The organism is Paenibacillus sp. OT2-17 (assembly GCF_009827695.1).
Classification (GTDB): Bacteria; Bacillota; Bacilli; order Paenibacillales; family Paenibacillaceae; genus Paenibacillus; species Paenibacillus polymyxa_B.
Genome location: NZ_WUDQ01000086.1, coordinates 1 through 12462 on the forward strand (window position 1 = coordinate 1; position 12462 = coordinate 12462).

At 46.1% G+C, this 12462-nt stretch carries 13 protein-coding genes; all 13 read left to right on the forward strand.

The window, feature by feature from the left end:
• On the forward strand, positions 1-245 hold a 245-nt coding region (gene rbfA, locus GRP75_RS12600; RefSeq protein WP_160789472.1), incomplete at its 5' end, for a 30S ribosome-binding factor RbfA.
• A 51-nt stretch (positions 246-296) separates the two neighbouring features.
• Positions 297-1274 carry a DHH family phosphoesterase gene (locus GRP75_RS12605; RefSeq protein WP_160789473.1) on the forward strand — a complete coding sequence of 326 codons (978 nt, stop codon included), beginning with the start codon at positions 297-299 and terminating at the stop codon, positions 1272-1274.
• Entirely contained in the window at positions 1271-2206 is a 936-nt protein-coding gene (gene truB / locus GRP75_RS12610) for a tRNA pseudouridine(55) synthase TruB (RefSeq protein WP_160789474.1), read from the forward strand. Before GRP75_RS12605 ends, truB begins: the two co-directional genes overlap by 4 nt.
• Before the next feature lie 58 nt (positions 2207-2264).
• Positions 2265-3203, forward strand: a complete 939-nt coding sequence (locus GRP75_RS12615; RefSeq protein WP_028542712.1) for a bifunctional riboflavin kinase/FAD synthetase — start codon at positions 2265-2267, stop codon at positions 3201-3203.
• 132 nt (positions 3204-3335) lie between these two features.
• A complete protein-coding gene (gene rpsO / locus GRP75_RS12620) occupies positions 3336-3605 on the forward strand; it encodes a 30S ribosomal protein S15 (protein ID WP_007430074.1) in 270 nt (89 codons plus the stop codon).
• 214 nt (positions 3606-3819) lie between these two features.
• On the forward strand, positions 3820-5922 hold the full coding sequence (gene pnp, locus GRP75_RS12625) for a polyribonucleotide nucleotidyltransferase (protein ID WP_023988221.1): 2103 nt from the start codon (positions 3820-3822) through the stop codon (positions 5920-5922).
• A 230-nt stretch (positions 5923-6152) separates the two neighbouring features.
• Positions 6153-7157, forward strand: a complete 1005-nt coding sequence (locus GRP75_RS12630) for a polysaccharide deacetylase family protein (protein ID WP_176716879.1) — start codon at positions 6153-6155, stop codon at positions 7155-7157.
• Between the two features lie 66 nt (positions 7158-7223).
• Complete coding sequence (locus GRP75_RS12635; protein ID WP_069080942.1) at positions 7224-8489, forward strand: M16 family metallopeptidase; 1266 nt, start codon at positions 7224-7226, stop codon at positions 8487-8489.
• Entirely contained in the window at positions 8467-8913 is a 447-nt protein-coding gene (gene dut, locus GRP75_RS12640) for a dUTP diphosphatase (RefSeq protein ID WP_013309936.1), read from the forward strand. The genes GRP75_RS12635 and dut overlap by 23 nt, the downstream gene beginning before the upstream one ends.
• A 184-nt stretch (positions 8914-9097) precedes the next feature.
• Positions 9098-9997 (forward strand): dipicolinate synthase subunit DpsA, encoded by a 900-nt coding sequence (dpsA, locus tag GRP75_RS12645; RefSeq protein WP_069080941.1) that lies wholly within the window; start codon positions 9098-9100, stop codon positions 9995-9997.
• The gene (locus GRP75_RS12650; protein WP_023988226.1) at positions 9994-10587 is read left to right on the forward strand and encodes a dipicolinate synthase subunit B; all 594 of its coding nucleotides are present in this window, start codon (positions 9994-9996) and stop codon (positions 10585-10587) included. Before dpsA ends, GRP75_RS12650 begins: the two co-directional genes overlap by 4 nt.
• Before the next feature lie 134 nt (positions 10588-10721).
• A complete protein-coding gene (locus GRP75_RS12655) occupies positions 10722-11759 on the forward strand; it encodes an aspartate-semialdehyde dehydrogenase (RefSeq protein WP_013309939.1) in 1038 nt (345 codons plus the stop codon).
• A 23-nt stretch (positions 11760-11782) separates the two neighbouring features.
• A partial coding sequence (locus tag GRP75_RS12660) for an aspartate kinase (protein WP_160789475.1) occupies positions 11783-12462 on the forward strand: 680 nt, incomplete at its 3' end.

The following is a 12462-nucleotide window of genomic DNA, read 5'->3' on the forward strand; positions in this document are numbered from 1 at the left end:
CGGGTGTCGATCTTACAAATGATTTGTCCCAAGCGAAAATATACTTGAGCGTGCTCGGGGATGAAGAACAAAAAAATTCTTCCCTGAAGGCATTGGACAAAGCGAACGGTTATCTTCGTTCTGAACTCGGCAAACGGATACGGCTGCGCCATATTCCTGAGTTGATTTTCAAAATTGACGAATCTATTGCTTACGGTAGTCGAATTGAAAAACTGCTGAGTGATATCGACAAGGATGAAAAATAAAACTTTTAGTTTGTCTGAAGGAACCATGAACTGAATGTAAAGGAGAAGGCAATGCATACCTATGAACAGGCGCTTCAACAAGCGAAGGAATTTATTCTGGAGCATGATGATTACCTGATCGTATCGCATGTACAGCCGGACGGAGACGCAGTCAGCTCCACCGTAACGGTGGGCTGGCTTCTCTCATGTCTGGGGAAGAAATTTACCATGCTAAATGAGGGACCTATTCCCAAGCGTATGGATTTTTTATGGCATGCCGATGAGATTATGGATATGAGCCAGCAACCGCTAGAACGGAAATACAACCGGATCATTTGTGTAGATTGTGCGGATTACCGTCGTGTTGGTTTGACAGAGCAGTTTTTTACGGAAGATGCCATTATCCTGAATATTGATCATCATCCAACGAATGATGCGTATGGTACAGTTAATGTGATTAAGTCGGATGCTGCGGCAACAGCAGAAATTCTTTTTGACCTACTGAAAGAGTTTGCAGTAACCTGGGATGTCGAAATAGCTACGGCTCTATATACAGGGTTGCTAACGGATACAGGAGGTTTCCGTTACTCCAACACTTCACCGAAAGTGATGTCTACTGTGTCACAGCTACTTGCTTACGGTGTAGATGGTCCATCTTTATCCGAGAAATTGCTCGAGGAAATGACTTTTCCACAAATGAAGGTGCTGACAAAAGCATTGCAAACGCTCACGATGTCGGAGGATGGAAAAGTTGCTTGGGTCGTAGTATCACCTGACGACATGACGGAATGTGGCGCTGTAAATGAGGACTTGGAAGGCATTGTGAATTATCCAAGAAATATTCGTGGAGTTGAGGTAGGCATTTTCTTTAAGGTTATTAATGATCAAGCGGTCAAGGCCAGCTTGAGGTCGGCAGGGAATGTTGATGTAGCTGCGCTGGCTCAATCATTTGGAGGCGGTGGACATGTACGTGCAGCTGGCTGCCGGCTAGAGGGTAAGCTGGGAGATATCATTGAGACAGTTGTAGGGCGGGTGAAGTCTGAGCTATGAACCCGATAAAGAAGGAACAGGCAACTTGGGAAGGCGTTCTACCTGTCTATAAACCTGCCGGATTTACCTCTCATGATGTGGTGGCCAAGGCTCGCCGTTTATTAGGTATGAAGCGAATCGGACACACTGGAACGCTTGATCCGCAAGTAACTGGTGTTTTGCCTTTGTGTCTGGGACGTGCCACCCGTGTGGTGGAATACATGCAAGAGCGGCCCAAAGAATATCGGGCTACACTGCGATTAGGAATTGCCACGGATACCGAAGACCTAACTGGGAAAATCACGGAAGAGAGTGAACGTCCAGTAGAGGTGACGGAAGTGGAAGTCAAAGCGGTTTTGAAACGTTTTGTTGGTACGATTTCCCAAGTGCCTCCAATGTTCTCCGCGCTAAAAGTGGATGGCAAACGTCTATATGAACTGGCTCGAGAAGGCAAAACCGTGGAACGCAAAAGTCGTGAAGTGAGCATTTACGAGTTGGAAATGACGGGATTCGCGGAGACGGGGGCGTATGTGGATATTTCTTTTCGTGCCTTATGCTCCAAAGGTACTTATATCCGTACACTATGTGTTGATATTGGCCGTGAATTAGGATATCCTGCAACGATGGTTAAGCTGGAGCGAACCATGTCTGCGGGAATTCCTGCGGAACGTTGTCTGACTTTCGAAGAGATAGAGCGTTTCGTAGCGGATGGTAGTCTTGGAGAGCGACTTATTACAACGGATCAGGCGATTGACTATATGCCTGAGCATATAGTGGCTGAAGCCAAGGTAACTGCGGCTCTGCAAGGCCAACGTCTGTCGCTGAATATGATTTCACCACCTGTGACGGACAACCAGCCCTTCCGTTTGTATAAAGAGGATAAAACGTTTTTAGGCATATATGGTCGGGATGAATCAGACGCGATCGCTCCCATTAAAGTTTTTTTACCTTGAATTGTGCTATAATTTTGACGAAGTTAGTCAAATGATGTGAAATGCAGGTGAATTAATAATGATTACCGTATCGTTATCTTATCCATTGAGTGATGAGCTTTTGCAGCAATGGGGACGTCCACAGGTCACGGCGATCGGTCAGTTTGATGGTCTTCATCTGGGACACGCAAGCGTGATACGTAAGGCCGTTGCGCTGGCTCGTGAACAGCAAGTGCCGGTATCTGTCATGACATTTCATCCTCACCCAAAGGAAGTCATGAAAAAAGGCGATTATGAAGGTTATTTAACACCGCTTGCGGACAAGCAGACTATTCTGGCTGATATGGGTGTGGACGTACTTTATATTTTGAGTTTTAACGAAGAATTTTCTAAGGTCAGCCCTGAGGCGTTTATAAGCGATGTGCTGCTTCCATTGCAAATTCGAACAGCGGTAGTAGGCTTTGATTTTCGGTTTGGCCACCGGGGAGCCGGGCATGAGGATACCCTCCGTAAGCTGGGAGGAGAGCTGATGTCTGTACACACCGTATCACCGTTCGAGCTGGATGGGGACAAGGTGAGCAGTTCTGGCATTCGCCGTGCTTTACAGAACGGGGATCTAGCACATGCCTCTCGCTGGTTGGGACGTCCTTATCGTATCCAAGGTACTGTAATGGATGGAGAGAAGCGCGGACGTACGATCGGTTTTCCGACCGCTAATCTCAAACTGGATGATACCTACGTGATTCCGATTAAGGGTGTATACGCTGTACGGGCGCTTGTAGGCGATCGTTGGATAAATGGTGTAATGAATGTAGGGGTTAAGCCTACTTTTCATGAAGGTGTGCTGAATCCGTCGTTTGAGGTACACCTATTTGATTTTAATCAGCAAATTTATGGGAATTCTGTGCTTGTGGAGCTTCACCATTACATCCGCCCTGAACGCAAATTCTCTTCGGTGGATGAGCTGATCAGCCAAATTGGCAATGACGCACAAACAGCTAAAAAGCTGTTAGGCTAATTTATTTACATAAGACAGGCGCTGTGTTATACTGACTTATGTTGTGTAAACAACGATGAACCTTAGCTTGGTTGTCCGCTTTCACCGGCGGCTACGAGGCTAATGGCGATTATAATGAAGGAGGTGAACAGGATGGCATTGACTCAAGAGCGTAAACAGCAATTGATCGAGGAGTACAAAACTCATGAATCCGATACAGGATCACCAGAGGTACAAATCGCTATCCTTACTGAAAACATCGTCAACTTGCAAAGTCACTTTCGTTCGCACAAGAAAGACCATCACTCCCGCCGCGGGTTGTTGAAAATGGTCGGTCAGCGTCGTAAACTTTTGGCTTACCTGAAGAAGACTGATGTTAAACGTTACAGTGCGTTGATCGAGCGTCTCGGACTGCGTCGTTAATTTTCAGACATGTAATGAGAAAAGAAGCCTGGTTGTTCACCGCTTGTCCCTGCTAAGGCGACGGCGGACAGCAGCCGGGTTCTTTTTTGAAATGAGGAATCTTTTTTTGAATTACATATCCTGATTTGTCTGCTAGCTTCTTATGAATAAGCCCTGCGCAGGAAATACTGGATATGTATAGAACTTTTACAATGAAATGAAATGGAGGGATACCATGGAGCAACGCGTAGAAATGCAGCTCGGCGGAAGAAAGCTGGTGCTGGAAACAGGACGTCTTGCGAAACAAGCCAATGCGGCAGTTAAAGTGAGCTACGGAGAAACAGTTGTGCTTTGTACCGTGACCGCTTCCCGTGAACCGAAAGATTTGGACTTTTTTCCCTTGACCGTAAACTATGAGGAAAGATTGTATGCTGTAGGGAAAATTCCTGGCGGATTTATTAAACGTGAAGGACGTCCGAGTCAAAAAGCGATTTTGTCCAGCCGTTTGACAGACCGTCCAATTCGCCCATTGTTCCCGGAAGGTTTCCGGAATGATGTACAGGTGTTGAACCTGGTTATGAGTGTCGATCAGGATTGCGAACCTGAAATTGCAGCAATGATCGGAACCTCGGCAGCACTTAGCATTTCGGATGTACCTTTTAATGGGCCAATCGGTGGAGTCGCTGTAGGACGTGTAGACGGGCAATTTGTGATTAACCCGGATATTGCACAGCAGAATGCAAGCGATCTGTACCTGGTTGTAGCCGGAACGAAAGATGCTATCATGATGGTAGAAGCCGAGGGCAATGAGATTCCAGAGGAAGTTATGCTGGAAGCTATTATGTTCGGTCATGATGAGATTAAGAACATTGTGGCAGTCATTGAACAATTGGTGCAAGTAGCAGGTAAAGAGAAAATGCAGGTTAAACTGCATGCTGTTGATGAAAAAGTGAACAGTGAAGTACGTGCTTATGCAGCTGAACGTTTAATGGAAGCTGTTAAAATTGCAGAAAAACACGCCCGTCAAGAGGCGATTGATGCAGTCAACGAAGAGACAGTTGCTCATTTTGAATCACAATACATAGAGACACCTGAGCTTTTGAGCGACGTGAGCGAAGTTCTCTATGATATCGTCAAGGAAGAAGTACGTCGTCTGATCACGCATGATAAAGTGCGTCCTGATGGTCGTAAGCTTGACGAAATTCGTCCGATTGAAAGCGACACTAGCATTTTGCCGCGTACTCATGGTTCGGGCTTATTTACACGCGGTCAAACGCAAGCACTTAGCATTTGTACACTTGGTGCATTGGGTGATGTACAAATTTTGGACGGTATTGATTTGGAAGAAACAAAACGCTTCATGCATCATTACAATTTCCCGCCATTCAGCGTAGGTGAGGCTCGTCCTTTGCGTGCGCCAGGCCGTCGTGAAATCGGACATGGTGCTCTTGGTGAACGTGCACTTTCCAAAGTAATTCCTTCCGAAACTGAATTTCCATACACCATCCGTTTGGTTTCCGAGGTACTGGAATCGAATGGTTCGACTTCACAAGCTAGTATTTGTGCAAGTACACTGGCTATGATGGATGCAGGTGTACCGATTAAAGCTCCGGTTGCAGGTGTAGCGATGGGATTAATCAAGGATGGAGACCATGTTTCCGTATTGACTGATATCCAAGGGATGGAAGACCACCTGGGCGATATGGACTTTAAAGTTGCTGGTACCGCGGAAGGCGTAACTGCCATTCAAATGGATATTAAAATTAACGGTATTGACCGCCAGATTTTACAGGATGCGCTCAAGCAAGCTAAAGAAGGACGCTTATTCATTCTTAGCAAAATGATGGAAGCGATCCAGAAGCCACGTGAGCAGTTGTCTCAGTATGCTCCAAAAATTATGACGATGCACATTAACCCGGACAAAATCCGTGATGTTATTGGAGCTGGTGGTAAAATCATCAACAAAATCATCGAAGAAACCGGCGTGAAAATCGATATTGAACAAGATGGTCGTGTGTTCATCGCTTCCACAAATCAAGAGATGAATGAAAAAGCACGTTCCATTATTGAGGGTATCGTAAAGGAAGTCGTGGTCGGTGAGATTTACATCGGTACAGTAAAACGGATTGAGAAATTCGGTGCATTTGTTGAAATTTTACCGGGCAAAGATGGTCTGGTTCATATTTCTCAACTGTCTACTGAACGTGTAGCCAAGGTTGAAGATGTAATTGCTATTGGGGATACAATTACGGTGAAAGTAACCGAAATTGATCAACAAGGTCGTGTCAATCTGTCCCGTAAGGCTGTTCTGACTGCAGAAGCACCTGCAAAATCCTAGGTACCTGCATGTTGCAGACTAGAAAGGCAGGAGTAGCTTTTCGTATTAACAGTACAAGGGATTTGAATAGCATTGTTTAAGCTTTTGGAAAGAGGCAGAGCTACGTTTCTGGCTCTTTTTTCATACATATGCACAAGCTGCGCCAAAGTAGGCTTCTAGAGGCTACTGCGTCATAGTTCTTGTCCTCCCCGCATACAATGTGGACAAACGGGCGGGAGGATGAAGGAATCATGAGTAGGGCAAAAAGAGCAGTGTGGGTGGTAGCCAGTTTAGCCATCACACTGGTAATCGGACAGTTTAGCGGGGTTCGTGACTTCGCTAATCAATTACGCAATGGAGACGCTACAGGAGTTGGGGAGCCTAAAGCTGAAACAACGATGGCGATGGCGGCTTTACCCGATAATGCGCTTATGCAGCGACTAAGAACAGAAGCAGCCCGTCAGCGGCGGGAACCAGTTGATGCCAAGATCGACAGGGTATGGAAGGGTATTCCAGGCTATAACGGACTGGAGGTGGATTTGGATGCTACCTATCGCAAAGCGATTGCATCTCCGGATCGACCCATTCAATATGTATATCGGCAATTGGCACCTAAAATACATTTAAATCAGCTTGGTAATGTTCCAATTTACAGGGGGAATCCCGAAAAGCCGATGGTATCCTTCATGATCAATGTAGCATGGGGGAATGAATTTATCCTGCCGATACTGAACACGCTGGATCAGGAAAAGGTCAAGGCTACATTTTTTCTTGATGGAAGTTGGCTGAAAAAAAATCCTGAACTCGCCAAGGAGATTCAAAAAAGAGGACATGAGCTTTCGAATCATGCTTACTCTCATCCGAATATGAGCCGTCTGAGTCGGGCCAGAGCCACACAAGAAATTGAAAAGACACAAGAGCTTCTTCAAGAAACTTTGGGCGTCAAAAATAACTGGTTTGCCCCTCCATCGGGCGATTTTAATCAGCAAACGGTGGATATAGCAGCAGAACGTGGGCTCAAAACAGTGTTGTGGACATTGGACACTGTAGATTGGAAACATCCGTCACCGGAATCGGTGATTAACAAAATCAGTAGTAAGGTTGAATCAGGCACACTGATATTAATGCACCCAACAGATTCCTCAGCGGCTGCTCTCAAAGGCATGATCCATGCCATTCGTAGTAAGGGACTTGTGCTCGGAACTGTCAGTCAGACACTTTCCCCTGATCGACAGCTACCTGCTCCGGTTGAGTGAACGTCTTTTTTCTGTTAGGATTGAACATTATGGCTAAGTATGCAATTCAGTTTAGGAGGGCCAATCGTGGAAAGAATTCAACTCAAAAACGGCCTAAGAGTGGTCATTGAAAAAATTCCAACCGTGCGTTCTGTTTCTTTCGGTATCTGGGTTAAAACCGGCTCCCGAAATGAAACGCCGGACAATAGCGGTATTTCTCATTTTATCGAACACATGCTTTTCAAAGGAACAGAGCGTTTTAACGCTAAGGAAATCGCTGAGCAATTCGATGCCATCGGAGGAAATGTTAATGCTTTCACTTCGAAGGAATATACATGCTATTATGCCAAGGTGTTGGATGAGCATCTACCGATCGCAGTTGATGTGCTGTCTGATATGTTTTTTAATTCCAAACTAGATCAGGAAGAATTGGCAAAAGAGAAGAATGTGATTTTGGAGGAAATCTCCATGTACGAGGATACACCGGATGATATGGTGCATGATCTTGTATCTCGCGCGGCCTATGGTGAACATCCACTGGCTTATCCGATTCTCGGAACCGAAGATCACCTGCTTGCTATGGATAGCTCACATCTCAGCCATTATATGAGGGAGCATTATACAATCGACAATACAGTTATCAGTGTGGCTGGTAATGTTGATGATCGCTTGGTAGAATTGTTGGAGCGACATTTTGGACATTTTGATAATCATGGAACCGTTTCGCTGCTGACAGTACCTGCGTTTAACGGTGAGCTGTTGTATCATGAGAAAGCAACGGAGCAAAATCATATTTGTTTATCCCTGCCTGGATTTGCAACGGGTGACGAACTCCAGTATGCTATGGTTTTGCTGAATAACGCGATCGGCGGCGGCATGAGTTCACGTTTGTTTCAAGAAATTCGGGAAAAGCGTGGACTGGCTTATTCGGTCTATTCCTATCATAGCTCCCATGCGGACAGTGGTATGTTCACGATCTATGCAGGTACGGCTCCTAAGCAAACAAAGGACGTGTTGGATTTGACGCTGGAGCTTTTACGAGATGTGGCTGTCAACGGTTTGGACGCTAATGAGCTTCGTAAAGGTAAGGAGCAATTAAAAGGAAGTTTGATTTTAAGCCTTGAAAGTACAGGTAGCCGGATGAATCGGCTTGGAAAAAATGAATTGATGCTTGGTCAGCATTATACGCTGGATCAAATGATCGAACATATCGAACAAGTGACGGCAAATGATGTGAATAAAGTGCTGGATCGGATGTTCTCGGAGCCGTTTGCCCTGTCGATGGTGGGAGCGAGTGATTCAGCGGTAAAGGATATGAGGAGGGACTATTTTGTTAACTTACGTGGAAATTAACAGACTCGCGGGCAATGAAGATATTGAGCTGCCCCGCAAAATGTCAGAGCTTGCATCAGGGTTTGACTTGTATGCAGCAGTACAGGAAAATCTGGTACTGGAACCCGGCAAACGTTGCCTCGTTCCAACTGGATTTGCAATAGCTATGCCAGCGGGATTGGAGGCACAAATCCGTCCACGAAGTGGACTGGCTCTTAAGCATGGTATTACTTGTCTCAATACACCGGGAACGATTGATGCGGATTATCGTGGGGAGATTAAGGTACTTCTTATTAATTTGGGCGAGGAATCGTTCACGATTACGCGCAATGAGCGAATTGCACAAATGGTATTTCAGGTTGTACCTGAGGTAGAGCTGAAACAAGTAGACCAATTATCTGAAACAGTGCGTGGTGCTGGAGGCTTTGGCCATACAGGACGCTGAGGTTATGGTTGGTTTGCGATGTACGAATGTCTATTTTGTAAAATCTTCAAATTTACTTGCTTAAGAGTAAGCATGCAAATAAGGTCGCCTCATAAAGGGGCGGCTTTTTTTTGTGTTTTTTCACCCCTCTCCGGGCACTCGCATAGACTAAAAGCATATCGTGTCTCGGAAAGGAGTGATCCGGATGCTAACAGGAATACGCATCGTTGTTTTGGGTGGCGATGCGAGGCAGCTTGAGGTAATCCGCAAATGTGTGGACATGGATGCTACCGTCAGTGTGGTCGGTTTTGACAAGCTTGAAGTACCACTCAAAGGAGTGACACTAGAACCAATGTCTGTCAAGCTGCTGGAATCGTCAGACGCACTGATTTTGCCGGTGGTGGGATGCGATGAGGAAGGCAACGTAAATGCACTTTTTGGAGCACAGAAGCTCCAGTTTCTGAATGAGCATGCTGCTGCTCTTCCACCGCATTGTGTTGTATATACAGGGATGGCGCGGACGTACTTAAAAGAAATTTGTACCAGACATGAGTTAAAGCTGGTAGAGCTGCTGGAGAGAGATGATGTGGCCATATACAACTCTATACCTACGGCCGAAGGCGCACTGATGATGGCCATTCAGCATACCGATTTTACGATTCACGGTGCAGATTGTATGGTTCTAGGCATGGGACGGACTGGATTTACCATGGCAAGGGCACTACAGGGGTTGGGAGCCAGAGTGAAGGTTGGAGTACGGCGGGCAGAGGATGCAGCGAGAGCCGTGGAAATGGGTTGGAAGCCTTTTATGACAAGGGATTTAGCGCAAGAGACAAAGGGAGTTGACTTGATTTTTAATACGATACCCTCTATGATTATCACAGCGCAAATCCTGTCTAAATTGCCATTGAGCACCGTGATTATAGATCTTGCTTCCGCCCCGGGCGGATGTGATTTCCGTTATGCGGAAAAGCGTGGAATCAAGGCTATGCTTGCCCCTGGTCTTCCCGGTATTGTTGCTCCCAAAACTGCTGGTGCCATTATAGCGAATACGCTGGTGCAGTTGTTAATGGAAGATAATCCTGATCGGGGGGATGCACAATGAGTTGGCAAGGGAAAACAGTAGGTTATGCAATTACAGGCTCACATTGCACATTTGAAGAGGTAATGCCTGTTATACAGCGCTTTGTTGATGAGGGTGCGAAGGTCATTCCTATTATATCCAATACAGTACTAACAACGGATACTCGCTTTGGTACTTCGCAAAGTTGGCAAAAACAGTTGAAAGATATAACAGGGAATGATATCATTTCTACAATTGTGGAGGCTGAGCCACTGGGTCCCTCCCAAATACTCGATGTGCTGGTGATTGCACCTTTGACGGGGAATTCAATGAGTAAGTTAGCGAATGCGATGACAGACAGTCCGGTTTTGATGGCTGCCAAGGCGCAATTGCGCAACGGTCGTCCACTTCTTTTAGCCATATCTACTAATGATGGACTGGGTCTAAATGCTGCCAATATCGCCAAATTACTCGTAGCCAAAAATATCTTTTTTGTGCCGTTCGGACAGGACAATCCAGTTAAAAAGCCGAACTCGCTTGTAGCTAACATGGAGTTGATTCCCGAGGCTGCTTATGAAGCATTGCAAGGTAAACAGCTTCAGCCGATGATTGTGGAACGCAAGACCCCATGAAGTACTATAGTTAACTGCTGAGCATCCCTCGCCTAGAAGATGATTCGATATTGTATCGAGTCTAATTTCTTGTTGGCGGTGGATGCTTTCAGAATAAAAAATGGTTTTTTAGTCGAGAAGGGGAGATACACCAGATGAGCAATAGAAAGTTTAATGTAGCTGTCGTTGGAGCAACAGGCGCTGTAGGAGAACAGATCGTAAATCTGCTGGAAAAACGGGATTTTCCTGTGGACAAAATCAAATTTCTTTCTTCGCCTCGTTCTGCCGGCACGTTAATTAGCTTTAAAGGTCAGCAAATTCCAGTAGAGATTGCTACCCCCGACAGCTTTGAAGGAATCGACATTGCTTTGTTTAGTGCAGGTGGAGACGTAAGTAAGGAATTGGCGCCGCATGCTGTTCGTCATGGGGCGGTTTGCATTGACAACACCAATGCATTCCGAATGGATCCGACAGCTCCTCTTGTAGTGCCTGAGGTGAATAGCGACAAAATTGCCGAGCATCAAGGAATTATTGCGAACCCGAACTGCTCCACCATTCAGATGGTAGCTGCTTTGAAACCATTATATGATCAGTATGGCATTTCTCGTATCATAGTATCCACATACCAGGCCGTTTCCGGGGCTGGAAGCCGAGCTATTGATGAATTGAATCGTCAAAGCGCAGCGATTCTTAACGGTGATGAAGTTCAGCCTGATCTGTTGCCAGTAGGCTCGTTGCCAGTAAAGCATCAGATTGCTTTCAATGCTATCCCGCAAATCGATAAATTCCAGGACAATGGTTATACACTGGAAGAAATGAAAATGGTACGTGAAACGAAAAAAATACTGGGTGACGAATCTGTGGACGTAACAGCAACGTGTGTACGTATTCCTGTTGTATACGGTCACTCGGAATCTGTATATGTAGAACTTAAAAAAGATTATGATTTAGAAGAAATCCGCAATCTGCTGGCTTCGGCACCGGGAGTAACGCTAGTGGACGATCCTGCTGCTCAGCTTTATCCACTGGCATCCGAAGCTGCTGGAAAACCTGACGTATTTGTGGGGCGTGTACGCCGTGATTTGGGCAATAGCCGTGGATTGAATTTGTGGGTTGTATCCGATAATCTGCTCAAAGGAGCGGCATGGAACGCGGTGCAAATCGCGGAAATTATTGCTGCAAACGCGGAGTAACGTTCCGATATGGGGGAAGAATAATGGGTATTTTGGTGCAAAAATTTGGGGGAACCTCGCTGTCCACACCTGAAGCACGTCAACTTGTGCTGGCACATGTGAAGCGGGAGCTGGAACAAAATCTTCAATTGGTTGTTGTTGTGTCGGCCATGGGGAGAAAAGGAGAGCCTTATGCCACCGACACGCTGCTGGATTGGGCGGCGTCTAACGGCGACAGTCTTCCGAAGCGCGAGCGGGATTTACTGCTGTGCTGTGGTGAAATCATTTCTGCTGCTACATTATGCAGCCTGATGGAGAAGGAAGGTATTCCTGCTACGGTGCTAACTGGGGCACAGGCGGGCTTTATTACGGATGATCAATACGGCAATGCTCGTATTTTGGATATAAAGCCAGACCGTGTTGTTGAAGAGTTGAACCAAGGCAGAGTTGTCATTGTGACAGGTTTTCAGGGACAAACAGCAGACGGTGATATGACCACCTTGGGTCGGGGCGGCAGCGATACGTCAGCTACTGCTCTGGGTGCTGCTCTACATGCGGATATGGTCGATATTTATACGGATGTGAATGGTATATTAACCGCCGATCCGCGCATTGTGGAAAATGCAAAGCCACTTACACATGTTAGCTATACGGAGATTTGCAATATGGCTCATCAGGGAGCAAAGGTTATCCATCCTCGTGCTGTTGAAATCGCCATGCAGGC